This is a genomic window from Leucobacter sp. 1207-22, from assembly GCF_052850455.1.
The window spans coordinates 672,529-697,147 of the sequence record NZ_VXCR01000001.1; the positions used below are offsets into that span (position 1 = coordinate 672,529).

The 24,619-nt window shown below is 61.7% G+C and carries 22 protein-coding genes; 10 read left to right on the forward strand and 12 right to left on the reverse strand.

All coding sequences use genetic code 11. From position 1 onward, the window contains the following. Nucleotides 1-192: 192 nt before the first annotated feature. The 6 genes from FW756_RS03000 (at nucleotide 193) to FW756_RS03025 (ending at nucleotide 6,928) form a co-directional block, all read left to right on the forward strand. The gene (locus FW756_RS03000; protein WP_446428691.1) at nucleotides 193-1,281 is read left to right on the forward strand and encodes an ABC transporter ATP-binding protein; all 1,089 of its coding nucleotides are present in this window, start codon (nucleotides 193-195) and stop codon (nucleotides 1,279-1,281) included. A gap of 82 nt (nucleotides 1,282-1,363) precedes the next feature. After that, complete coding sequence (locus FW756_RS03005) at nucleotides 1,364-2,554, forward strand: extracellular solute-binding protein (protein WP_446428692.1); 1,191 nt, start codon at nucleotides 1,364-1,366, stop codon at nucleotides 2,552-2,554. A gap of 156 nt (nucleotides 2,555-2,710) precedes the next feature. Then, nucleotides 2,711-3,595: an ABC transporter permease gene (locus FW756_RS03010; protein ID WP_446428693.1), complete on the forward strand. Its 885-nt coding sequence runs from the start codon at nucleotides 2,711-2,713 to the stop codon at nucleotides 3,593-3,595. A gap of 25 nt (nucleotides 3,596-3,620) precedes the next feature. Next, nucleotides 3,621-4,427: an ABC transporter permease gene (locus FW756_RS03015; RefSeq protein WP_446428694.1), complete on the forward strand. Its 807-nt coding sequence runs from the start codon at nucleotides 3,621-3,623 to the stop codon at nucleotides 4,425-4,427. A gap of 393 nt (nucleotides 4,428-4,820) precedes the next feature. Beyond that, nucleotides 4,821-6,437 carry a DHA2 family efflux MFS transporter permease subunit gene (locus tag FW756_RS03020; RefSeq protein ID WP_446428695.1) on the forward strand — a complete coding sequence of 539 codons (1,617 nt, stop codon included), beginning with the start codon at nucleotides 4,821-4,823 and terminating at the stop codon, nucleotides 6,435-6,437. Further along, nucleotides 6,434-6,928, forward strand: a complete 495-nt coding sequence (locus FW756_RS03025) for a MarR family winged helix-turn-helix transcriptional regulator (RefSeq protein ID WP_446428696.1) — start codon at nucleotides 6,434-6,436, stop codon at nucleotides 6,926-6,928. The genes FW756_RS03020 and FW756_RS03025 overlap by 4 nt, the downstream gene beginning before the upstream one ends. 128 nt (nucleotides 6,929-7,056) lie before the next feature. Here FW756_RS03025 and FW756_RS03030 read toward each other — a convergent pair whose 3' ends face one another. From FW756_RS03030 to hemE, 7 genes are all read right to left on the reverse strand, one after another. Then, on the reverse strand, nucleotides 7,057-8,133 hold the full coding sequence (locus FW756_RS03030) for a linear amide C-N hydrolase (RefSeq protein WP_446428697.1): 1,077 nt from the start codon (nucleotides 8,131-8,133) through the stop codon (nucleotides 7,057-7,059). A 206-nt stretch (nucleotides 8,134-8,339) separates the two neighbouring features. After that, a complete protein-coding gene (gene hemL / locus FW756_RS03035) occupies nucleotides 8,340-9,689 on the reverse strand; it encodes a glutamate-1-semialdehyde 2,1-aminomutase (RefSeq protein ID WP_446428698.1) in 1,350 nt (449 codons plus the stop codon). Next, the gene (gene hemB / locus FW756_RS03040; RefSeq protein ID WP_446428699.1) at nucleotides 9,686-10,669 is read right to left on the reverse strand and encodes a porphobilinogen synthase; all 984 of its coding nucleotides are present in this window, start codon (nucleotides 10,667-10,669) and stop codon (nucleotides 9,686-9,688) included. The genes hemL and hemB overlap by 4 nt, the downstream gene beginning before the upstream one ends. Further along, a complete protein-coding gene (locus FW756_RS03045; protein WP_446428700.1) occupies nucleotides 10,666-11,472 on the reverse strand; it encodes a uroporphyrinogen-III synthase in 807 nt (268 codons plus the stop codon). The genes hemB and FW756_RS03045 overlap by 4 nt, the downstream gene beginning before the upstream one ends. Continuing rightward, nucleotides 11,469-12,530 carry a hydroxymethylbilane synthase gene (gene hemC, locus FW756_RS03050; protein ID WP_446428701.1) on the reverse strand — a complete coding sequence of 354 codons (1,062 nt, stop codon included), beginning with the start codon at nucleotides 12,528-12,530 and terminating at the stop codon, nucleotides 11,469-11,471. Before hemC ends, FW756_RS03045 begins: the two co-directional genes overlap by 4 nt. Beyond that, complete coding sequence (locus FW756_RS03055; protein ID WP_446428702.1) at nucleotides 12,527-13,954, reverse strand: protoporphyrinogen/coproporphyrinogen oxidase; 1,428 nt, start codon at nucleotides 13,952-13,954, stop codon at nucleotides 12,527-12,529. Before FW756_RS03055 ends, hemC begins: the two co-directional genes overlap by 4 nt. After that, nucleotides 13,938-15,032 (reverse strand): uroporphyrinogen decarboxylase, encoded by a 1,095-nt coding sequence (gene hemE, locus FW756_RS03060; protein ID WP_446428703.1) that lies wholly within the window; start codon nucleotides 15,030-15,032, stop codon nucleotides 13,938-13,940. Before hemE ends, FW756_RS03055 begins: the two co-directional genes overlap by 17 nt. A gap of 57 nt (nucleotides 15,033-15,089) precedes the next feature. Between hemE and FW756_RS03065 the strand changes: the two genes are divergently transcribed. Next, nucleotides 15,090-16,442: a glutamyl-tRNA reductase gene (locus FW756_RS03065; protein ID WP_446428704.1), complete on the forward strand. Its 1,353-nt coding sequence runs from the start codon at nucleotides 15,090-15,092 to the stop codon at nucleotides 16,440-16,442. On the opposite strand, the gene phnE is transcribed toward FW756_RS03065, so the two are convergent. The 4 genes from phnE to FW756_RS03085 form a co-directional block, all read right to left on the reverse strand. Further along, nucleotides 16,381-17,292, reverse strand: a complete 912-nt coding sequence (gene phnE / locus FW756_RS03070; protein WP_446428705.1) for a phosphonate ABC transporter, permease protein PhnE — start codon at nucleotides 17,290-17,292, stop codon at nucleotides 16,381-16,383. The two genes, FW756_RS03065 and phnE, sit on opposite strands and share 62 nt — an antisense overlap. Nucleotides 17,293-17,300: 8 nt before the next feature. Then, nucleotides 17,301-18,146, reverse strand: coding sequence for a phosphonate ABC transporter ATP-binding protein (locus FW756_RS03075; protein ID WP_446428706.1), 846 nt, complete (start codon nucleotides 18,144-18,146; stop codon nucleotides 17,301-17,303). Between the two features lie 3 nt (nucleotides 18,147-18,149). After that, nucleotides 18,150-19,061, reverse strand: a complete 912-nt coding sequence (locus FW756_RS03080) for a phosphate/phosphite/phosphonate ABC transporter substrate-binding protein (RefSeq protein ID WP_446428707.1) — start codon at nucleotides 19,059-19,061, stop codon at nucleotides 18,150-18,152. 105 nt (nucleotides 19,062-19,166) lie between these two features. Next, a complete protein-coding gene (locus FW756_RS03085; protein ID WP_446428708.1) occupies nucleotides 19,167-20,312 on the reverse strand; it encodes a TIGR03364 family FAD-dependent oxidoreductase in 1,146 nt (381 codons plus the stop codon). A 165-nt stretch (nucleotides 20,313-20,477) separates the two neighbouring features. Here FW756_RS03085 and FW756_RS03090 point away from each other — a divergent pair, with 165 nt between their 5' ends. Both FW756_RS03090 and FW756_RS03095 read left to right on the forward strand, forming a co-directional pair. Then, entirely contained in the window at nucleotides 20,478-21,227 is a 750-nt protein-coding gene (locus FW756_RS03090) for a GntR family transcriptional regulator (RefSeq protein WP_446428709.1), read from the forward strand. A gap of 45 nt (nucleotides 21,228-21,272) precedes the next feature. After that, nucleotides 21,273-22,004: a phosphonatase-like hydrolase gene (locus tag FW756_RS03095; protein WP_446428710.1), complete on the forward strand. Its 732-nt coding sequence runs from the start codon at nucleotides 21,273-21,275 to the stop codon at nucleotides 22,002-22,004. Nucleotides 22,005-22,089: 85 nt separating this feature from the next. On the opposite strand, the gene FW756_RS03100 is transcribed toward FW756_RS03095, so the two are convergent. Further along, the gene (locus tag FW756_RS03100) at nucleotides 22,090-22,806 is read right to left on the reverse strand and encodes an endonuclease/exonuclease/phosphatase family protein (protein ID WP_446428711.1); all 717 of its coding nucleotides are present in this window, start codon (nucleotides 22,804-22,806) and stop codon (nucleotides 22,090-22,092) included. A 266-nt stretch (nucleotides 22,807-23,072) separates the two neighbouring features. On the opposite strand from FW756_RS03100, the gene putP reads away from it, so the two are divergent. Continuing rightward, the gene (gene putP / locus FW756_RS03105) at nucleotides 23,073-24,608 is read left to right on the forward strand and encodes a sodium/proline symporter PutP (protein ID WP_446428712.1); all 1,536 of its coding nucleotides are present in this window, start codon (nucleotides 23,073-23,075) and stop codon (nucleotides 24,606-24,608) included. Nucleotides 24,609-24,619: the final 11 nt, after the last annotated feature.

The window sequence follows — 24,619 nt, forward strand, 5'->3', positions numbered from 1 at the left end:
TCCTCCGAGCTCCTGTGGGTGCGGATCATTGCTTCCGAGGACGAGTCTGGCACACATCACCCTGCTGATCCTGTGTAACAACGTAACCGAACTGTGATCGAAATTGTTGACTTTCGGTTTAAATCATTTAATCCCATATGTTAGTTTTCATAGCATTCCAGTTTTCGACATCGTTGTTGAGGAGACCGCGACATGGCCAACCACTCCGCCCCCACACTCAATTCCACAGAGAGCGCGGTATCACTTCGCGGCATTCTCAAGCAGTTCGGTGACTTCACCGCTGTCAAGGATCTCGACATGGAGATCCGCAACGGCGAGTTCTTCTCCATGCTTGGCCCTTCAGGCTCAGGCAAGACCACGGTCCTCCGCATGATCGCCGGCTTTGAAGAGCCCACCGCGGGACAGATCGTGCTGCACGGCACCGACGTCACCCGATCCGCGCCCTTTGACCGCGAGGTCAACACCGTCTTCCAGGACTACGCCCTTTTCCCGCATCTTTCGATTGCAGAAAACGTGGGCTACGGCCTGAAGGTTCGCGGCGTTGCAAAGGCAGAGCGCACCAAGCTCGTCGGCGAAGCGCTTGAGCAGGTTCGTCTGAGCCAGGTCGCAACCCGCAAGCCATCACAGCTCTCAGGTGGCCAGCGTCAGCGAATCGCACTCGCGCGTGCACTCATTTTGCGCCCGAAGGTGCTGCTGCTTGATGAGCCGCTTGGTGCCCTCGACAAGCAGCTCCGCGAGCAGATGCAGGTCGAACTCAAACAGATCCAGCGTGAAGTTGGCATCACCTTCATCTTCGTCACACACGATCAGGAGGAGGCGCTGACGCTCTCAGATCGCGTTGCCGTCTTCAACAACGGCAAGATCGAACAGGTGGCATCGCCCCGCGAGGTCTACGAGTTCCCCGAGACTGAGTTCGTCGCCCGCTTCCTCGGCGTCACGAACATCATCTCGCCAGAGCTTTCACAGCACTACTTTGGCAGCTCGGATCTCCACAGCCTCCGCCCAGAGCGCATCTCGCTCGTCGACGCGAGTGCGCCCGCCGCCACCGCAGGAACGGTTGAAATCGCAGGCGCAATCGCCGAAACAGTCTACGCAGGCGCACACACCCGCTACCTCATCGACGGCGAAGATGGCCAGCGATACATCGCGGAAAGCCAGAACGCACACCTGCCGACCACCAGCATCACCATCGCTCGTGGCGACAACGTGCGACTGCAGTTCCCCCGCGAGTTCGCAACCGCGATCCCAGGCACCGCGCCAGCTGCGGCAGCCGCGGCCTAGGTCGATCCGCGCCCCACATCGGGGCGAACATCGCACGTCACCAAACTTTCATCCCCGTACACACATCAACAAAGGAGTTCTGATGAACAAGAAGAAGGCACTCATTGCGCCGCTCGCAATTGCGGCTGCACTGGGTCTCGTACTCACCGGCTGCTCAAGCAGCGACGCAGGCGGCACAGGCGAAGCCGGCGGCCTGCAGATCGATGTCCCCGAGATCCCCATGATGACGGAGCTCGGCGACCTCGAAAAGGAAGTCAACATCGTTGCATGGTCTGGCTTCGTCGAGCCCGCATGGGCTGACCAGTTCACTGCAGACACCGGCTGCGTCGTCAACCGCAAGGTTGCCGCAACCAGTGATGAAATGGTGACTCTCATGCGTACAGGCGAGTACGATCTCGTCTCAGCTTCGGGTGACGCGAGCCTCCGCCTCATTGTCGATGGCAACGTTCAGCCCATCAACACCGACCTCATCCCGAACTTCGGTGACGACATCGTTGCCGGCATGCAGGGTCAGCTCTATGACACGCTGAACGGCAACGCCTACGGTGTACCGATCGGCCGCGGCGCGAACATCCTCCAGTACAACACTGAAGAAGTGAAGGAAGCGCCCACGAGCTGGGACGTCGTCTGGGAGAAGGACAGCCCGTACGCAGGCAAGATCGCTGCATACGACAGCCCGATCTACATCGCTGACGCCGCGATTTACCTCATGAAGCACCAGCCTGACCTGGGAATCACGAACCCATACGCACTTGATGCGGATCAGCTGGCGGCAGCAACCGAGCTCCTCAAGCAGCAGAACCCGATGGTCTCGGAGTACTGGAGCCCCGCAACCAACGTCACCTCGTTCACCGGCGGCAACTCCGTTGTTGGAACCTCGTGGGAAGTGCTCCGCAAAGCAACCGGCGATGACGCGAAGTTCGCAAGCGTGCTGCCAGAAGAGGGCGCGACCGGTTGGTCAGATGCTTGGATGCTCGCAGCTGACGCGAAGAGCCCCAACTGCGCATACGCGTGGATGGACTACACCTCTTCCCCCGAGGTCAACGGCGCGATCGCAATGAACTTCGGCATGGCCCCCGCAAACGCCGCGTTCTGCGACACCAGCGATGAGGCAAAGGCACACTGCGACGCGTTCAACGCAACCGACGAGAACTACTACGACCAGGTGTGGTTCTGGACCACCCCGATCGATCAGTGCATCGACGGCCGCACGGACGTTCAGTGCACCAACTACCAGGACTGGACCAAGGCCTGGCAGACCGTGAAGGGCTAACCACCCGACATTCGTGGGGCGGATCTGACCGCTTGGCGATCCGCCCCACGCCCCCTCTCACCGCGCACGGCTTCCACCGGAGTGAGCGCGATACCCCGCACGTAGCCCCCCCCCCCGCGCGCTCCCCCGCACGCAGCCAGTCAATGAGGACACCCCGTGAGTACTCCATCTCTTCTCGAACGCCGCCCCAAGCCGCTCTCGACCGCGCTCTACCGGCGCCCCAAGTCGCGCCTCGCAGCGCTCCTCACACTTCCCATGGTCTGGCTTGTGGGCGTCTACATCTTGTCACTCGCGCTGCTGCTCATCACAGCGTTCTGGACGACGGATCCCTTCACCTCACGTGTGAAGCCAGGCTTTACCCTTGAAAACTTCCAGGATCTCTTCACGATCCCCGCGTATCTCGCCACCGCAGGCCGCACGCTCGGCATCGCGCTCGCCGTGACCCTCATCTGTGCGCTCTTCGCAGTGCCCCTCGCGGTCTTCATGGCGCAGGTTGCAGGCCCGAAGCTGCGCGCCGTGCTCGCGGTGCTCGTCACACTCCCCCTCTGGGCTGGGTACCTCGTGAAGGTCATCGGCATGCGCCTCGTCTGGACAGAGCAGGGCTTCTTCAACTGGGCACTCGAACCGCTCGGCATTTCAGGACCGGGCTTCGGCATCGTCACCGTGACGCTCACGCTGGTCTACCTGTGGTTCCCGTACATGGCGATCCCCGTCTTTACTGCGGTCTCGCAGATCCAGCCCAACCTGTTCGATGCATCCTCTGACCTTGGTGCTCGCGGCGGACGAACGATCCGCACCGTCGTCACCCCACTGCTCATGCCCTCGCTCATCGCAGGTTCGATCTTCACGTTCTCGCTCAGCCTTGGTGACTACATCGCGGCACAGTACGTCGGCGGTAGCACCCAGATGATCGGCACCGTCATCGCACAGAACATCAACCTCAACCCACCACTCGCAGCAGCATTCGCGATCGTCCCGATCGTGCTCGTCGTTGTCTACCTTTGGGCAGTCCGCCGCACCGGCGCACTGAACAACCTGTAAGCCCCAGTAAGTCGGAGGAAACGTCATGCTTCGCTTGAGCCGCTCAACCAAAATCATTCTCGGCGCGATCACCGCAGTTGTGCTGGGCTTCATGTACATCCCGATGTTCGTGATCATCATGAACTCGTTCAACTCAGGCCGCGTCTCGGGCTGGCCCATTCCGGGCTTCTCACTCGAGTGGTGGCATAAGGCGCTGGTGAACCCGGCAGCGCACGCCGCGTTCTTGAACTCGGTCATCGTCGCAGTTATTGCAACGGCAATCGCCCTGCTGCTCGGTACACTCGCAGCCTTTGCGCTGCAGCGCTTCAAGTTCTTTGGTCAGAACACCGTCAATCTGCTCATCATTTTGCCGATCACGCTGCCAGGTATTGTCACCGGTGTCGCGCTTTCGAACACGTTCCATCAGGTGCTCAAGCCCATGGGACTGCACGTGGGGTACTGGGGCATGATCATCGCCCACGCCACCTTCTGCGTCGTCATGGTGTTCAACAATGTGATCGCTCGCTTGCGTCGCATGAACCCGAACCTCGAAGAAGCGTCCATGGACCTCGGTGCAGGCATCATGCAGACGTTCAAGCTCGTGACGTTCCCACAGTTCCGCAGTTCGTTTATCGCGGGCGGCCTGCTCGCCTTCGCCCTGTCATTTGACGAGATTGTTGTCACGATCTTCACCGCGCCACCTGGCGTCGAGACGCTCCCACTCTGGATCCTCAACCAGATGGGGCGCCCGAACGAGGTAAACCAGGTCAATGTCGTTGCAACGCTCATGATTTTGCTGTCGCTCATCCCCGTGTACTTCTCGCAGCGGGCGCAGCGCGAGTCTGACGTTTAGGGCGAGGCCGGCGGAGCGAGGCCGGCGCTGGTCGGTTCTCCCGCCCCAAGCGGTGCGGTACAGGTTGTCCCTGTGCCGCACCGCTTTTTGCTGACTGAGCATGCGTGGGGTGCCGATCCGCGCATCACCATGTGCGTGAGGCCGTAACATTACGCGGCCCCACGTCTGCAAATCGGCCATCGTCAGGACGATTAGTGCCAAATTCGTTCAGACTTAGGGCTGTTTTGCAGTTGAAGGCGGCATACAAGGGCGGATCAACTCCCAGCCGGGTAGCCGAACGACGAGTCGCACCACCCACCCACCCAAAACCCATCACCACAATTAGTTGTCATTTCACAACCAATTCCTCTATAGTTGATCTTCGTCAACCAATTGAGAGGATCTCATCCGCGAATGAGTAGTACCCAAACAACCGGGTCGGTGAAGACACACCTCGAAGGCGTCCTCACCGGACGCGCGAAGAACATGGCCCTCGCAGGCCTCTTCCTTGCAAACTTTGTTTCCATGCTCGCAATGAACGTCGTCGGCACTTCGATGCCGATCATCATTGCCGACATTGGTGGCACCCAGGCATCGTTTACGTGGGTGGTCACAGCAACCATGCTTGCGAGTGCAATCTCGACCCCAATCTGGGGCAAGCTGGCCGACCTCACCAGCAAGAAGGTGCTGTTGCAGGTCGCACTCATCGTCTTCATCATTGCTTCGGCAATGGCTGGCTTCGCGCATGATTCGACCTGGCTCATCACCTTCCGCGTGCTGCAGGGCATTGGCGTCGGCGGCTTGGGTGCTCTCGGTCAGATTGTTCTCGCAGAGATCGTCAGCCCGCTTGAGCGCGGCAAGTACATGGGCATCCTCGGCGCGATCATGGCAGTCGCGACTGTCGGCGGCCCCCTCCTCGGTGGCCTCCTGACCGACACTGTCGGCTGGCGCTGGAACTTCTACGTCGCAACCCCCATCGCAATCGTTGCGATCATCATGCTGCAGAAGACGCTGCACCTCCCCGTCATCAAACAGAAGATCAAGATTGACTACTGGGGCGCCGCTCTCATCTCGACGGGTTTCTCGAGCTTGCTCATCTGGGTCACCCTCGCAGGGTCGAACTTCGACTGGTGGTCCTGGCAGACCGTGCTCATGGTTGGTGGCGGCATCGTCTTGCTTGTCATCGCCGTGTTCGTTGAGCTGAAGGTAGAAGAGCCGCTCATCCCGCTTGACCTCTTCAAGAACCGCACGTTCACCATGGCATCCATCGCATCGATCGCTGTTGGCCTGGCAATGATGGGCACCGCAGTGTTCCTCGGCCAGTACATGCAGCTCGCTCGCGGTCGCACGGTGATCGAGTCGAGCCTCTTGACTCTTCCGATGATGGCCGGCGTGCTCATCTCTTCAACAGTCGTTGGTCAGCTCATCACCCGAACCGGCAAGTGGAAGGGCTACGTCGTCACCGGCGGCTTCCTCCTACTGGCGGGGTTGCTGCTCATGGGCCAGCTCCGGTACGACACCAACTACTGGTACGTCGGCATTTCGATGGCGATCCTCGGTGCAGGCGTCGGCATGACCATGCAGAACCTGGTGCTGGTCGTCCAGAACACTGTGCACCCGACACAGCTCGGCGCTTCCAGCTCGGCAGTGACGTTCTTCCGCACCATCGGTGGTACCGCTGGTATCTCGGTCATGGGAGCGATCCTGGCTCAGAAGGTCACGACTTTTGTCAGCGATGGCATTGCGCATCTGGCGCCAGAAGATCTGAAGGGAGCTGAAGCGCTCGCAGGCGGACAGCTTCCGAAGATCGCCGAGCTCACCGCGCCCATTCGTGAGGTCGTCGAGTCGGCGTACGGTCACGCAATTGGTAATATCTTCTTGTATGCAAGCCCGGTCGCAATCGTTGCGATCGTTGCGATCTTGTTCCTCCCGAACCTGCCACTCAAGACGAAGAGCAATGCAGAGCGGATCGCAGAGCTTCGAGCAGCTGAGACTGCTTCGGAAACTGAAGAGCAGAAGGACCAGGCATGATCTCAGACGGTGACGAGCGCACATCTCTCGTCACCGGTCTCCTCTCTGAGCTTGGTCAGACCGTCGCTTTGACACGGCGGCGTTGGGCTCATGTATCTGAGGGTATGTGCCCAGGATTGAGTGGCCTCGGTCTCATTACTCTGCAGATCATCATGCGGTCTGGCCCGATTAGCGCGAAAGAGATTTCGACGCGAATGGACATCGACAAGGCGGCGGTGAGTCGGCAGGTGGCATTCTTGCGTAAGCAGGGATTCATCACCGAGTCCGAGTCTCCGCAAGACCGACGTGTCATGCTCCTCGCCCACACCGACCAGGCTGAGGCACTCATCGAGAAGTTTCGTACCATTCAAGCGACCAACTACATTGATCGTCTCGCAGCGTGGACGCCTGACGAGCTCACCGCACTTCGAACGTTGCTGCATAAGTTTAATGAAGCAAACGAGTACGAGTGCAGTCGCGAACCCTCGTCTGAGCATTCAGAGAAGCACTAGTTCGGCACACAGCAGAAGCGCCGGTGCTCACACAGGTGAGTACCGGCGCTTCTGCGTTGTCTAGGCGTTGCGCTGCTCCGAGCCCGATGCAGGAGAGGAGTGCGGGCGCGGATCCATAGCGGTCAGGCTCAAGAGGCCTTCATCATCCCCTGAAACTCCTTCATGAGAACTGCAAACTCGTCTTGCTTTTGCGAAGCAACCTGCAGGAACTTGAGACCCAGTTTCAGCCCCTTGTTCATGAGCGGTCCAACAGCCTTGAACTGGGTGCCGACATTGCCAGCAATGCCACCCTCGAGTGCCATCTTGCCAACCAGATCAAGCTTCATCTCGGGCAGACCCTCTGAAAAATCAAGTTCGTTGAAATCTACCCACACAGTGTTCGGTCGAGTCGTCGATTCGAACGCGTAGCGCTTGTTCGTCAGGTCAAGCACGGTCTGCCAAATAGTCTGTGACGCGTCAGGCTTTCCCGGGTCTGGGATACGGAAGGGCTGTGCCACATTACGCATGATGCTGAGCATCGCAGCCATCGACTCAAGCTGCGTCTTCGGCTGCTTTTGCCGCCCTACGTAGTAAGCCGCTCGCGCAAATCGGTCGGTTGCGAGCGTGCTGCCACCGATGGGCTTATTGCCACCAAGCCCTTCATACTGCTTCACCAGTTCGAGCTGCTGATCGTAGGTCGGTGAGTTCGTCATCACCTGGTACTCACGGCTGTGGTAGACCTTGGGCCGCCCATCGGTGTACTCGATGATCGCTGAGTCGCCGGTTGCATCGTTGATGGCAAGGTGCAGGGTCGGCGGGGTGCGACGAATCGGATCCATGAGTTCAGCGATCTGAATCTGTGTTTCTTCGGTCCAGGTGACGGCCTCTGCAACCGTCTTGAAGTTGTCGAGGTAGTACTGCAGCCAGAGCGCCTGACTGAGCTGCACATCATCTTCTGCTGGCTTACCGTAGTGCGATTCTGCGAGCCACAAAATGTGACCGGCGAACCCTTCTTCGTTCATGCCATCGCACGCGACCATGTCAAACGCGGTGGCGATGACGCTGCCATACTTTGCCGTCCAGGTGAGCTTGCCGTTCACGCCGTCATTGCGCTCCACGCCTCGGGGAAGCTTCCAGAGGTTCGTGAGGAGGTCAATGTTGAAATCCATGTTGCGGCCGACAATGACTGCGCCGTTCGCATCTGGCCAAACTACTCGTGTACACATGAGCTCTGGGGTGCCTTTCTCCTTGCTGTTAAGTGCATCGTAGCGGCACTTTCATTGGCTCGTCCTAGAACTTTACTGGGATTCTCAAACTCACGTTCGACCGTTGCGGGTCACTCCTCGGCGGCTCACGCCTCAGCGGCTTACTCCCCAGCGACTTATTCCCCCGCGGCTGTCGCCCTCGAAGTTGCCGCCTACGAAGTTGCCGCCTACGAAGTTGCAGCTGCCGCTGCCCGCGCTGCTGCTGGCAATGCAGCAACAATGCGGTCGAGTGCCACCGCATCATGCGCTGCGCTGACAAACCAGGTCTCGAAGGGGCTCGGTGGCAAGTGCACTCCGCCGTCAAGCATGGCGTGGAAGAACGCTCGGTACTGGTCAGTGTCTTGACGGAGCACCTCGTCATAGCCGCTCGGCGGTGTGTCAAAGTCACCAAACAGCACGCTCATGAGTGTTCCCGCGCGCTGCACCCGATGCGCGACCCCAGCTGCGGCGAGCGCGGAAGTAGTTTCACGTGCGAGTGCGTCAGCAAACCAGTTGAGCTGCGTATATGCCCCAGCATCTGCTGCGCGCATTGTTGCCAGGCCAGCAGCTACCGCGACCGGGTTTCCTGACAGGGTGCCGCCTTGGTAGACCGGCCCCAGCGGGGCAAGCAGGTCCATAAGCTCAGCGCGACCGCCGAGTGCCGCGAGTGGGAGGCCACCGCCAATGACTTTTCCGAACGTGAACAGGTCTGGGCGTTGCCCTGGGACCATGTCTGTTCGTTCGATACCCCAGTACCCAGCGGCACTTGCCCGAAACCCGGTGAGTACCTCGTCGGTGATGACGAGCGCACCATGTTCATGCGCGATGCGTAGCAGCCCTGCAGTGAACCCGGGCGCCGGTGGCACAATGCCCATGTTTGCAGCAGCGGACTCGGTGATGATTGCAGCGATCTCGCCGGAGTGCGCAGCAAATGCTGCCTCGATCGCCGTGAGGTCGTTGTACGGAAGCACGAGGGTTTGCGCAGCGATCTCTGCGGTGACTCCAGCAGAGCCGGGGAGCCCGAAAGTGGCGAGCCCAGAACCTGCGGCTGCCAGTAGTCCGTCTGAGTGCCCGTGGTAGTGCCCTGCGAATTTGATGATGAGTGGACGATTGGTCGCTGCACGCGCGATACGGATCGCGGTCATTGTTGCCTCAGTGCCTGTCGATACGAGGCGCACTCGCTCAACTTCTGGCATGCGCTGCATGATCTCTTCAGCAAGTTCTGCTTCGGCAGGGACAGACGTGCCGAAGCCGAGTCCCTGCGCTGCGGTTCGCGTCACGGCGTCGATTACTTCGGGGAACGCATGTCCCAAGAGTGCTGGGCCCCATACACCGATGAGATCCACGTATTCTGTGCCTTCTGCATCGGTCATCCGCCAGCCCTGCCCACTCACCATGAAGCGCGGCGTGCCACCGACAGAGCCAAACCCGCGAACTGGGGAATTCACGCCGCCGGGAATGGCGCGTGCCGCTCGCGCGGCAAGGGAGGCGTTACTCACGGCAGGTACACCGATGCCCGACTGGTGTGCGTTGTTCATCGCAGCCACCCCGCAACCTCAGTAGCGAAGTAGCTGAGGATGGCATCAGCCCCCGCACGTCGAATACCGATCAGCGACTCGGTAATTGCCGCTTCGCGGTCAATCCAGCCGTTTGCCGCCGCGGCTTCGATCATCGCGGCCTCACCCGATACTTGGTAGGCCCAAACGGGAACCGTGCTCACCGCTGCAACATCGGCGAGCACATCAAGATAGCTCATAGCTGGCTTGACCATGACAGCGTCTGCGCCTTCAGCCATGTCAAGCGTTGCTTCGCGGAGCCCCTCGCGTCGATTGCCCGGGTCCATTTGGTAGGTGCGTCGGTCGCCGGTGAGCTGCGAGTCAACGGCTTCTCGGAAGGGGCCGTAGAACGCCGATGCGTACTTTGCGGAGTACGCAAGGATCGCGGTGTCGGTGTATCCCTGTTCATCGAGCGCGGATCGCACAGCAGCAACCTGACCGTCCATCATTCCCGAGAGCCCGAGCAATTGTGCACCTGATGCCGCCTGCGCGAGCGCCATGTCTTGATACCGCTTGAGCGTCGCGTCATTATCTACAGCTCCGTCGCCTGCAAGCACCCCACAATGCCCATGGTCGGTGAACTCATCGAGGCACAGGTCAGTCTGCACGACGAGCGCATCACCCACCTCTGCTGCCACTGCACGTGTTGCAGCATTGAGCACACCAGCTGGGTCAGTCGCCGCGCTTCCCATCGCATCGCGGTGTTCGGGGATGCCGAAGAGCATAACGCCCCCGAGCCCTGCTTCAGCCGCATCGACTACCGCTGCGCGGAGCGAGTCCATCGTGTGCTGCACCACCCCAGGCATAGATGAGATCGCACGCGGCTCGGTGATGCCTTCGCGCACGAACATCGGCAGCACGAGATCGCGAGAGTGCAGCCGGGTCTCTGCAGCAAGTTGTCGCATTGCTGGCGTCGATCGCAGTCGCCGCGGGCGCTGCATCGGTACGGTGTGGTGAGTCATGCGGTTACTCCTTGAGATGGGTGAGTGGTGTGAGTCAAGTACGAAGCGGCGAGCGCGTCAACCGTGCCCGTGCCGCTGTGGATAGTTGCAGTAATGGGGGCGGATCGCCCAAGCCGTTCAAGCTCAGTCGCCGTCGGCTGACCAATCGCCACGAATCGAACATCGGTAGAAAGCCAAGGAAACCGCGCCAGTGTCGCTCGTGCGCCAGAGCCACTGAGTACGAGCACCGCGTCGACCGTGGCGGCGAGCGCAGCATCCTCTACTGGAGTCGCTGGCAGGGCAACCGTGCGATATGCGGTCACCCGCTCTGGGCGGTGACCCGCTGTGAGCAACGCTCGCTCGACAGTGGGTGCCGCGATGTCCGAGAGCGGCAGGAGCACTCGAGCCCTGGCACCTGCATCGCCAGACCGGTCATCAAGCACAGCAACGAGCGCGTCGCCGAGCGCCGCTCCGGTGAATGTCTCTGGCATGACCTCCACCTCGAACCCGGCGTCACGCAGCACAGCAGCAGTCACTGGGCCGACGGCGGCGATCCGCGCACCGACGTGCGGCAGTGCACCGGCCAGTACAAAGGCTTCGGCTCCGCGCGCGCTCGTCAGCGCAGCCCAGTCGTACTGCCCGGCGTTCCAACGAGTTACGGCATGAGTGAACGCTTCGGCGTCCTCTCCTGTCGGCGCCTCGGCTGTGAGCAACGGTACGCATATGGGTTCCCCACCAAGCTCGCGCACGCGCTCAGCGATGGGAGCGCCGTCTGTCAAGCCGCGAGGAACGAGCACACGGATACCAGCAAGCGGCGCACTCACGCGACGCCCTGCAATGCGGGATCGTACGGCCCCGTCACGCCGAGCGTGCCTGCTGGCGCGACCGTTAGGGCGCCGCGATCGATGAGCTCGCGCGCGACCCGCTCCCCCAGCCAGACAGGCACCGCATCTGCGAGGCTGTGATTGTAGGCGGCGGATCGATCCGCGTTCCCTGCGTCCCACTGCTCGTGCGCGGTGACCGTGACGTGATCACTGCCGTCCTCGGAATACACGGCAGCAGTGAGTTCGAGTCGACCATCAGTCACGCACGCGGACGCTCCCACGGGGGCTGCGCACCCCGCCCCGAGCACGCCAAGCAGCGCGCGTTCGGCGAGCGACTCAGCTCGCGCCTCGGAGTTGTTGAGCGCCTCGAGCGCCCGGCGCAACGCAGGCTCTGCGAGGTCAGCGGTACGCACTTCCACCGCGAGCGCGCCCTGGCCGGGAGCCGCTGGCGCGACGATGAGCGAGAAGCGCTGCGAGATCGCGTCAGCACGCCCCAGCCGGTCAAGTCCCGCGCACGCAAGTACGACCGCATCAAGATCGGCGCCAACACGACCGAGCCTGGTATCGACGTTCCCACGAAGGTCAGTGACCCGCAGGTCAGGTCTGCGCGCGAGCAGCTGCGCGGTGCGGCGAGGAGATCCGGTTCCCACGAGTGAGCCAGCAGGCAACGTCGCAAAGGTGAGGTCGTCGCGTGCACAAAGCGCATCACGTGAATCCGCGCGTTCAGGCACCGCACCGAGTGTGATTCCTTCGCACGGACCGGTCGGCAAGTCCTTGAGCGAGTGCACCGCAACATCACACTCTCCAGCGAGGAGTGCGTCACGAAGGGCACTCACAAACACTCCCGTGCCGCCGAGCTGCGCAAGGGGGGCTCGCGATACATCGCCGTGCGTCTTGATGGTGACCAGCACCACCTCACACCCAGTGACCTCGGCAATGGTTTCGGCAACTGTGGTGGTTTGGGTCACAGCGAGGGCGCTCCCCCTGGTTCCCACTCGAATACGGTTGGGAGCTGCGGCGACGGGGCCTGAAGCGCGGGTGACGGTGTTGGAGCTCATTGCGCCGTGCTTTCTGTGTGGAGGTTCTGCAAAGTAGAGATGAGGTCGCGCGCAACCGTGCGCGCGCCAGGGATGACTGAGGCAAGACCGGTGCCGTGTACCCAGTCACCAGCGACAACAATGCGTGGCGGCGTTTCGATCGTTCCGCTCGGCTGTTGCCCGGCATGCCATTGCTGCCGAACGCATGCATGAATTGACGCGTCAGTCAATGCCACTCCGAGCAGCGCCGAAGCATCCCGCAACGCAAGCGAACGCACTTCGGCATCAGACATTCCAAGGGTGTCTGGTGCAGCACCAGCACGACCATACGAAAGCCGCAGGACGTGCTCACCGGCACCGCGTTGCGCCGCACGATCTGGCCACTTCGCCGTGACGTGGGTCAGTGCTTTGGCCCGCACCGATCGCTCAGCAGTTGGGGCGACAAGCACGCCAGTTCCACGCGGAGCGGCATCCAAGCGCGCATCCGTGAGCGCGATCGCGACGACCTCAACCAGGGAATCACGTGCGGTCGGCACCGGCCCGCGTTCACCACGATCAAGCAACGCGCCCGCCACGGTTCCAGGCGCAGCAATCACGACACCGTCAACCTCCGCGAGGCACTCGCCCTGCTCGTCCAGAAGTGTGTGACGGTCGCGATCCGCACCCGCAACCGAGGCAACCGTCACACCGGTGCGTATCTTCACCCCGAGACGGTCCAGCTCAGCCTCCAACACATCGATGAGCCTGAACATGCCACCGGGAAGCGCCGCCACCGCACCACCCGCCGACTTCACAGACTCACGCAGCTCACGCGCGGCACGCACCAGGCCTCCGGTGCGCGCATACGCAGCCCGCAGCCCCGGGATCGCGTCAACCTGCATCAATTCAGGCTCCCGCGAGTACACCCCCAGGCACACCGGACGCACGAGCCGGTCAAGCACCCGCTGCCCCAGCTGCCCGCGCACAAGCTCTGCAAGCGAGGTATCCCCAGTCACACGGGTGCGGATCGGCCACACACGCTCAACCGAAGCACGCAGTGCCCCTGCCCACCCCAGCACGCTGCGCGATTCGCGAGACAGGGGCACGGCGGGAATACCGGCCGCACCGCCTGCAGGCAACCGCATTGCGTGACCGCCCGAGAACACCCACGACCCAAGAGCCGCAGGCGACACAATCTCATCAGCGATTCCCAGTTCTGTGAGCAACGCTCGCACTCCGCCACCCCTGGTGGCGAAGGCCTCAGCACCGAGATCAGCACGATGCCCCGCAAGCATTGCGCTCGCGATACGCCCGCCCAGGGTCGGCTCACGCTCGAACAGCGTCACACCGACACCAGCACTGGCGAGTTCCCACGCGGCCACGAGACCGGCGATGCCGCCACCAACGACCGCCACAGACGGTGCGTTCGCAGCACGGAAGGCATGCATCTCAGGAACGCCAGGCATGCGTAAGCTCAACGATCCGTGTGAGCACCGCAGGGTCGGTTTCTGGCGGCACCCCGTGCCCAAGGTTCAACACATGAGCAGGAGCGCGCTCGCCGCGGGTCAGCACCTCGGCCAGGTGCGCCTCAAGCGCAGCGGGCCCAGCCGCGAGGAACGCTGGGTCAAGGTTGCCCTGCAGCGGGAACGCGTCGCCGAGGCGAGCGCTCGCTTCGTCGAGGGGGATCCGCCAGTCGACGCCCACCGCGTCTGGACCAACCTCTGCAAGCGCTTCGAGGAGGTGCCCCGACCCTACTGCAAAGTGGATCACCGGGACCGTCGCGTCGCCAGCGGTCATCGCGCGCACAAGCGACAGCGCGCGCTCAGACGCTGGCGCAACCGCCGAGCGGTAGTCAGCAACACTCAACGAGCCAGCCCACGAGTCAAACAACTGCACCGCGCTCGCGCCAGCCTCAACTTGCGCTTCGAGGAACACCGCACTCAAATCAGCTGCCCAATCGAGCAGCGCTGCCCACACCGTGGGATCAGCATGCATGAGCGTACGAGCTCGCAAGTGCTCCCGCGATGGCCGACCCTCCACGAGGTACGCCGCGAGGGTGAACGGCGCACCCGCAAATCCGATGAGCGGCACGTCACCCAGCTCGGCGACGGTCAGCGCAACCGCCTCACGAATCGGATCAAGTGCGGCACGCAGGCGTTCAGGCGAGTGCTCCGCACGAACACGAGCCACATCTGCCGCCGTACGAATCGGCTGCGCAAACACCGGCCCCGTGCCAGCGACAAGGTCGACGTCGACACCCGCAAGCAGCAACGGGACAACGATGTCGCTGAAGAACACCGCCGCATCTACACCGTGCCTGCGCACGGGCTGCAGGGTGATTTCGGCTGCAAGTTCAGGATTGAGGCACGCATCGAGCATGCGGTGTTCGGCACGCAGTGCGCGATACTCAGGAAGCGAGCGACCGGCCTGCCGCATAAACCACACGGGCACGCGCTCTGGGCGGTCACCGCGCAGGGCGCGGATCAACGGCGAACCGCTCGTGCGGCCCGAAACCAAGGGGTGGGTTGTCGATAGTGCATTCATCGCACCAGATACTAATACCCACGTCTGATGTATTAGATCAGATGTACACAGAAAGTGATGATTTGCTTATCTCTGATCCTTGACCACCAGCCTGAAATCTCGCCCTACATGCTTATTTCTCTGTCATTTCCGCTCGATCGCGCGCCATTCGGACTGCTCGAACGTCTCTCGTTGCGACACGAAGCCATCGCGTCAGAACTTGCCGACCCGGCACTCACCCGGGGAACCGTCGTGCTCGCAACCTGTAATCGTTTCGAGGTGTACGCGGATCTTGCCGCTTCGCCCGATGACTGGATCGCAGATCCGCTCGTTGCACGCATTGCGCAGGCGGCAGAAGTTCCCGTGGCTGACTTGGGCGAGGTGGTGCGGGCAAGCTCTGGACACGGCACCGTCGAGCACCTCTTCGAGGTTGCAGCTGGGTTGCGGTCGGCGGTTGTCGGCGAAAGCGAAATCGCTGGCCAGGTGCGCCGTGCACACGATGCCGCACGCGAGCACGGCACTTTGACGCACGATCTTGAGCATCTCTTTCGCAACGCCACCCGAACGTCGCGCGAGGTTGGCCATCGCACCGATATTCGTACGAGCGGCCGTTCCCTCGTACGTCTTGCGTTGCGGATCGCAGAGGCCCGCATCCCAGATTGGGAACGCGCGAATGTGCTCCTCATCGGCACCGGTGCATACGCTGGCGCCTCTGTTGCGGCGCTGAGAGCACGAGGTGCTGAGTCCATTCGCGTCTATTCGCCATCTGGTCGCGCTCACGAATATGCCGAACAGCACCAGCTTGCCGCAGTAGCGCAGGAAGATCTTGCGGCCGCGATCGCCGATGCCGACCTCGTCGTCGCCTGCACACGGGCAGAAGAGCCAGTGCTCACGGCGCAGCTTCTTGCGGCGGCCCCGTACTCGGCGGATCAGTCTCAGTCAGCACGCCCGGATGGCCAGGAGCTCCTGCTCATCGACCTCGGTATGCCCCGTAACATTGATCCGGCGGTCGCGCAGCTTCCTGGGGTTTCCCTACTCGACCTCGAAACCATCGCACAGCATGCGCCAGTTGAAGAGCTGAGCGCAGAGACAGAGGCCCGCGAGATTGTGCGAGCCGCAGCTGCCGAGTTTCACGCGTCACAAGCAGAACGAGACACCGTGCCAGCGTTGCTCGCCTTGCGAACACACGTTGCAGCGATCCTCGAAGAAGAGATCTGCAAGTCCGATCAGGCTGCCACCGCGTTGCGGCGCTTCACCGGAAAATTACTGCACGAGCCGATGACGCGGATCCGCACACTCGGACGCGAGGGTCGCAGCGACGATGCGGCGCTGGCCCTCGCGACTCTGTTCGGAATCGACGTCCACGAAGCTACTGCTGCAGCCGCTTTCGAATCCAACCCGACAGCAGGTCTACCGCCACAATCACGATGAGGATGATGATGAGGTAAGTCAACATCTCGTTGAACTGGAAGGTTTTGATCGCCTTGTTGATGAGGAGGCCGATGCCACCGGCACCGACGAGACCGAGCACGAGCGACGAACGCACATTCACGTCGAAGCGGTACAGCAGCAGGCCGGTGAGCTGCGGCAGCACACCTGGGATAGTTGCGTTCGAAACGACCTGCCAACGCGAAGCACCAGCTGTGCGAAGCGCCTGTTCTGGTCCTGGATCGATGTCTTCCATCGCTTCTGCCCAGAGCTTGCCCATGACGCCGGTGTTGTGACAGATGAGCGCGAGCACGCCTGCGAACGGTCCGAGACCAACCGCGGTGACGAAGATCAGCGCGAAGACGATGTCTGGCACCGCACGGAAGAACGACAGGATGCCACGTGCCACCTGGAAGGTGAAGGCATTCGGAGTGGTCGTGCGAGCCGCAAAGACAGCAAGCAGGAGCGCGAACGGCACCGAAAGGGTCGTACCCAGGAGACCGATCCAGAGCGTCGTCAGTGCCCCTTCGATGCCCTTCAACAGGGTTTCTGAGCTCATGTCGGGCGGGAACGCTTCGCTAATGAAGCGAGCCATTCCGTTCGCGCCGGTCACGAGCGCGTCGACTCTAAAGTCGGTCGCTTGGAACGCGAACCAATGCAGCGCAAGCAACACGACCGCAAGGGTCACCCACGAGGTGGCTCGGCCTGCCGTGCGCGGATCACGAGGCACGTCCATGCGGCGAGCGCGCCCGTCGCTGTTCTTGCCGCCGGTGGGCCCTGCAAGGGCGCCATCGACAGGCACATCGGATACGGCAGCGGCGGGCACTGGCTGCTCAGGTGCGTTAGTCAGCACGGGAATCCTTAGATGTAGAGCGATGCGAGTTCGGCATCGTCGATGGTGTCGGTGGGCTTGTCGAAGACGAGCGAGCCGTCACGCAGACCGATAACGCGGTGCGCGTACTTGCGGGCTAGCTGCGGCTGGTGCAGCACTGCTGCGACGCCGAGGCCTTCTTCGACAGCGAGTTCGTGCAGCAGCGACATGACGTCGTCCGCTGCCTTCGGGTCGAGCGCAGACACTGGTTCATCTGCAAGGATCATTCGCGGGCGCTGGCAGAGTGCGCGTGCAATAGCTACTCGCTGTTGCTGACCGCCAGAGAGACTGCCAGCGCGGTCGTGTGCGCGATCCGCCAATCCCACACGTTCCAGGCAGACCATTGCTTCGCGCTTGAGGTCTTGTGGGAACAGCGCGGGCACAGACCGCCACTGCGGGACCCGAGCGAGACCGCCAGCGCACACATTCTGCAGCACGGTTCGGCGCTGCACGAGGTGGATCTTCTGGAAGACCGTGGCAGCGGTACGGCGTGCATCAGCACGACGCTGTGCGCTCGCCTCGTGGAGCCGCACCCCAGCGATTTCGATATCGCCAGAGTCGGCCTCGATGAGGCCGTTGACCGCGCGGAGGGTGGTGGACTTTCCAGAACCGTTGGCTCCGAGGAAAGCCACCACTTCACCTGCGTGCACGCGCATGCTCATGTCTTGGAGTACGACGCGATCGCCGAAACTCTTCGAAATGGCCTGCACGTCGAGGAGAACCTCTGCTGCGCCGTGTGCGCCTGCGCTCATCGCGCCTGCTGCCTCAGCGGTCGAAAGCGATGCGGTGCCAGACACTGTGGCGATACCGGTCGCGTGGGGTGCGGCGAGACTCACGGGTTATACGTCCTTCTCAGTGAGGTTCATCGTCTTCGCAAGGTCGAAGAGCGGCTGGTAGGTGTCGTTCGAGACCTCGATCATGGGGCCCGCGGGGTCGACACCGAGGAACTTGCTCACCTTTGCGACATCGGCCGAATCGAGTCCGAGCAGGGCGTCCTTCACTGCGTCCTGGAACTCCTGGGGCAGGTTGCTGCGCACGGTGACCGGATCGTTCGGGATCTCTTCCGACTCCCACACCTGGCGGTAGCCCGCGGGGTCAAAGGTGCCAGCCTCGGTTGCAGTAGCGAGGGTCTGCGAGTTGATCTGTGCGGCATCAACGGTGCCGTTCACGAGCGCGAGGAGCGCCTCGGGGTGGCCGCCTGCGTAGTCCCACTGCACATCAGCGTCGACGCCTGCGTCGACCAGTGCCGACATCGGCAGCGCATCACCCGAGGTTGAACCGGGGCTACCGAGTGCAAGGGTCTTACCCTTGAGATCCTCGATCGTCTTAACCGGCGAGTCCTTCGGCACCCAGATACCACCGGTGTAAGTGGTCGGCTGTCCCTCTGCGTCACCGAATGAGGCGAGTGCGGTTGCACCTGCACGCTCATTTGCGAAGACGAAGCCGAGCGGGCCGAACTGCGCGATTTCGAGCTGGTCATTTTCCATCGCGAGCACTTCAGCCGCGTAGTCCTCGGTGATCTGTACCTCTACCGGGCAATCAAGCTTCTCGGAGAGCGCATCTGCGAGAAGACGATATGCAGGCTCGAGTGCTTCAGGATCCTCATAGGGCAGCACTCCGAAACGGATCTGTCCGCCAGGGCAGGTCACCGATTCAGCGCTCGTCTGATCTTCGCCGGCCGCCGAGCAGCCCGTCAGGCCAAGACCGAGCAGGGTGAGTGCCGCGGTCGCAGCAAGAGTAATTTTCTTCACGATTCTCCTTGGGAGTTGTTGGTCAGTGAGTAAAACGGAAAGTTGATAAGTAAGTGTTAATGGCCAAGTGCCGCGTCGTGGCTCCCAGTGGGACCGGCGCCAGGCCTAGCCCCAGCTCGCAACGGTGCGAGCGCCAAGGCCGAGTCCGACGGTCATGCCGACACCGGTCGTCAGCGAGACAACGTCGATACCCGGTGCGGGTGTCGCGCGCAAAATGTCTTGCTTCGAACTCGTGGCATAGATGCCCTGCCACCGCTCGATCACCTCAAGTCGCGGTGCACCGAGTACATGCGCTGCTTCGGCAAGGAGGAGCTCCGTCCACGCTTCGCGCATAAACGGTGGTGCCGAGGTATGGCTCTCGTGCGAGTCACCGACCAGGAGCGTCCCGTCTGCCTGCTGAGTGAACATCGCGTTTGCATCGATCTCGATGAGGTCGCGGCGATTCTTCTGCATCTCAGCTCGCAGTGCATCAGCGGCAGGACCCGCAAACGCGCCGTACCGGAGCATGGATGTTCCAGTGAGCACGGCCGGGCCAAAGTCCATGTTGTGTGGTGCTCGCACTCGCGTCATCTGCAGCACGCACTCGCGCACCGCATGCTGTTCAGCGAGCTCTGGGAACAAGCGGCCAACCAGGTGTCCGGCCGCGATGACGATGCGGTCGGCGACGATGTCACCCTGATTGGTCGCGACCGTAACGTGCGCTGCACCGTGATCCGCCCCAAATACGGTCGTACCGAACTGCACAGCGCCACGTTCGTGGGCCGCGACCCAGGCCGCGATGCGCGCAACAGCTGTGCGCGGATCAGCGGTCACATCACTCGGCAGCAACGCGCCAGCGAGGTGCACCGGCCGCAGCGCTGAACGGTCCAGCCGCAACTGGTCGCTCACTTCCGCCCCGGTGAGGAGGCGCGCTCCTTCTGGAGCACGTTCGGCGATGAGTTCCTGCAATACGGCTTCTTCGGCTTCGGTGCGCGCAACTGCGAGGGTTCCCGAGCGGCGTGCTTCGACGCCCGCACGCTCAGCAAGGCCGCTCCAGATCGGCAGGCTCTCCTGGGCGAGCTCACCGAGCTCCCCTGCCTGCACTGAGGCGCACACATGGCCGAAGTTTCGGACACTTGCGAGGACCGCAGCGTGATCCTGCTCAAGAACGGTGACGCGGTAGCCCGCGTCAAGCGCAGCAACTGCGTGGCCGAGGCCAATGATGCCGGCGCCGACAATGACGACGTGTTCCGGCTGGTGCGTGGTGATCATGTTTCGATGATGCGCGCCGAAAAGTAGTCATGACAACTTTTTTCGGGTCTGTTCGCAAGGCGTTCACCGTGGTCATTTTCGGCCAGAAAACCGTCACTATTCGTTCACCATTGCGTCACTGGTTAGACCCGAAAACTAGTACATACAACTCATATGCTGACAGCCATGGATGACCGATCACCACTGCATGCGCAGCTGTACGACGAGATGGCCAGACGCATTCGCGCAGGCATCTGGCAGCCGGGCGACCGTGTGCCGAGTGAGAAGGCACTCGTTGCAGAATTTGGCACGTCGCGCGGTCCGGTCCGGCAAGCACTTGCGGCACTGCGTTCAGAAGGCATGATCATCGGCCGCAGGGGCGCCCCACCTCGCGTACAACGCACCGCTCCAACGCAATCGTTTGACACGTTCTTGTCATTCACCGAGTGGGCACGAGAGCTCGGGCTGACCCCCGGGCAGCGCGTCGTGACGCAGGATCCGCGCCCCGCACCAGACGACATCGCGCGCGAACTGCAAATCGATGCAGGCGACGTCATCGTTGAAATCACCCGTGTGCGGCTCCTCAATGACAAGCCAGCCATGCTTGAGCGTTCGGTATATCCGTACGCGATCGGACACACCCTCCTGACCGCCGACCTCAACGCTGGCAGCATCTACCAGCATCTCCTGCAGCAGGGTGTGGTGCCGATCCGCGCCAGACACACGATCGACGCAATCGCGGCTCCTCCGCTCGAGTGTGAACAGCTCAGTGTCGCCCCGGGCTCTCCCCTGCTTCGAGTTCGCCGCATCGCGTACGACGGACTCGGCAGGATCATCGAGACCGCCGACGACCGGTATCTCCCCGCGATGGCGACGTTCGTCATCGAAAACAGCGCAGAACACCGCACCGCATTCACCAGGCACAGTGCCGCCTAACACTTCACCTACGCAATCGTTCACCGTCATAAGGAGCACTTCAGAATGATTACCCTCGCCGTATTCGACATGGCAGGAACCACTATCAACGACGGCGGAGCTGTCTATGACGCGCTCCGCGAGGCAGTCGAGGAGACCGGTGTATCGGTTGCCCCAGCCGACCTCCAAACTTGGATGGGCACAGAGAAGCGCGCAGCGATCACCGCGCTCATCGAGCTCGGTGGCGGTGACCCAGAGATGCCAGCGGATCGTGTGTCACGCGCATACGATCGCTTCAGCGCCCTATTGACCGAGAAGTACACCGCGCAGCCTCCGACGCCACTCCCCGGTATCGCGACTGCGATCTCCCAGTTGCGCGCGGCAGGGATCAAAGTGGCACTGACTACCGGATTCTCACGCGACATCGCGACCGGCATTCTCGACGCGATCGCATGGGGCGTTGGCCCTGAAGCTCCCGCAGCGAGCGCGGTCGTCGTCGATGCGCTTGTGTGCGGCGATGAGGTTGCTGAAGGCCGTCCCGCCCCGTACATGATCCAACGTGCGATGGAGGCCACCGGAGTTCACGACGTCTCATCTGTGCTTGCAGCGGGCGACACACTCGTCGACGTGCAGGCCGGCATCAATTCTGGTGCCGCGCTCACTTTTGGCGTCTTGACCGGTGAGCTTCGTCCCACCGACTTCGCGGATCTGTGCGATTCAGCACCGCGTACTGCTGAGGTCATCGCGTCCGTCGCAGACATTCCGGCACGGCTCGGGATCGCTGACGTCCAAAGCTAAGGCCTGAAACACACAACTACCGCGGGCGGCTGAGTCACCGCGGAAGCGCGGCGTACCAGCCACCCGAGGTAGTTGTGTGTTTCTGCTAGATGAGCTCCAGCTTGCGTTCGGGTGCGGCCGTGTAGACGACGGGCTCGTTAATGAGCGACGTCACCATGATTGGCAGATGATCAGAGATGCCTCGCCCAAGGGTTTGCACGCTTGCGACGTCAAATCCCTGTGAAGTCGCGAAATCGAAGTGGCCACGGAACATGCCGTACCGCGTGTACGTGCGCTTGTCACTGAGGTTCAAGTTGTAGCCAGTGTCACGCATCTCAGCATCGAGGCGCTTCTTAAATACCGGGTAGTTGTAGTCACCAACCATCAGCACGGGCAGACCATGACCAAACGTGCGCAGCTGAGCAAGGGCGGCGTGGATCTGACTCCGACGCAGCGAGTTCAGTGCGGTCAGCGGCGCAGCATGGAATGACGCGGCAACCACATCTGAATCGCGTTCATAGTCATGCATGTGCACGCCGAGCAGACGCTCGTGAGCTGGCGCAAGCACACGGTCGTGCATTGACTTCTTGAGCTGGAACGTGCGCGACTCACGCACGTGGAAGCGCTCACTGTCGACATACATTGCAAGACCAAGACGGTTCTTCTCGGTTGCGTGTACGAGTTTGAGCTTGCCGAGGCGTTCAGGCAAAGCCATCGCATCGGCTTCCTGTAGGCAGAGTACGTCAGCATCGTGCGCGTCAACCAATTCGTGCAGCTCGCAGGCAGCACGGTTCTTGCGCAGGTTGTAGCTGATCGTCTTCATACGGTCACTCTCCTCGAGATTCCGGTTGGCTTCGTTGCAGTTCACACATTACGCCTGCAGTCAGAGAGGGACGCACAGCTCAATTGACGGGCGTGTCTCACTGCATAGCGCCCTATTGAGCCCTGCACGGGTTCACTCATTGTCCGTGGTCAAACCGGAAACCCGCTGAGAAATGTGATGGCGCACAAGGGAGCAGCCATTTTTCCTGTGGGGAATAGAGTTGTAGCTGAGTTTTCTGGCCTTCCCGCTCGACGAAAGGAATCCGTTTGTCGGATCAGCTGTTCCTCTACATTGCGCTTGGTGCGTACTTCGCGGTGCTGCTCTTCATCGGATTCCTGGCATTCCGGCGCACGAACAGCCACGAGGGATACATGCTTGCAGGCCGCGGCCTGCCCTCTTGGGTGGCCGCGCTGAGCGCAGGAGCGTCTGACATGTCTGGCTGGCTCATCATGGGTCTGCCCGGCGCGATTTACGCGACCGGCCTTATCGAGGGGTGGATCGCAGTTGGCCTCCTCATCGGCTCGTACCTCAACTGGCGTCTCGTTGCGCCGCGTCTTCGCGCATACAGTGAGGTGGCAAAGAACTCAATCACGATTCCCAGCTATTTTGAGAACAGGTTGCGTGACAAGACTCATCTGCTCCGGATCGTCTCTAGCGCGATCATTCTGGTGTTCTTCACCCTCTACGCATCATCCGGCATCGTTGCCGGTGGCGTGTTCTTTGAGAGCGCGTTCGGCGGCAACTACGTCACCGGCGTGCTACTCATCACGGCCGTGACACTCGTTTACACACTCTTCGGAGGCTTCCTTGGGGCGTCGCTGACCGACGTCGTCCAAGGACTCATGATGGTCACGGCTCTCATCGTCGTTCCCGTCATCGCGATCATCAATATTGGCGGTCTCGGTGAGACGGCAACGATCGTGCAGTCCGTAAGTCCCGGCAACCTCTCAATCTTTGGCGGATCAGACCTCTCCACCGGCGCCGTCGTTCTTGTGGTGCTTTCTGGCCTGGCGTGGGGTCTTGGCTACTTCGGGCAACCACACATCGTCATCCGATTCATGGCGCTGCGCTCCCCCGCTGAAGCTCGGAGTGCCCGTCTGATTGGCACGAGCTGGCAGTTCTTGTCACTCGCTGGCGCATTGTCGGCAGGACTCGTCGGAATCGCATACTTCGACACGTTTGGTGGCGCACCTGCCAACCCAGAAACCATCGTCCTGTTGCTCGCTCAGACGCTGCTGCATCCCCTGGTCGCTGGTCTCGTACTGGCTGCAGTGCTCGCTGCGATCATGAGCACGCTCTCGAGCCAGCTGCTGGTGTGCTCGTCTGCAATCGTGGAAGACATCTACCGACTCATCCGCAAGCCAGCTCCGAGCGAAAAGGTGCTGCTCAACTTCGGTCGCCTTGGTGTGTTGTTGATCGCGCTGATCGCTGGCGCGCTCGCGTTCAGCCCGAACGATTCAATCCTGGCGCTCGTCGCATTTGCGTGGGCCGGCTTTGGCGCCGCCTTCGGCCCGGTCATGCTGTTGAGTTTGTACTGGCGTAGGCTCACCACCTGGGGCGCACTCGCCGCGATGGTTGTCGGCACCGCAACGGTCTTCATTTGGAAAGCGCTTGGCACTGGTCTGTATGAGTTACTCCCTGCCTTCGTGCTTGCGATGATCGCGGCCATTGTGGTCAGTCTCTTCACGCGCAAGCACAACGCAGAGATCGATGCTGAGTTCACTGCGGCTCGAGCGTTCTGGCGCGCAGAAAGCAAGGGCGCGGATCTGACAGCGTCAGAGCCACCCGCTGCCCGCTCGTAGGAAGCAGCGGG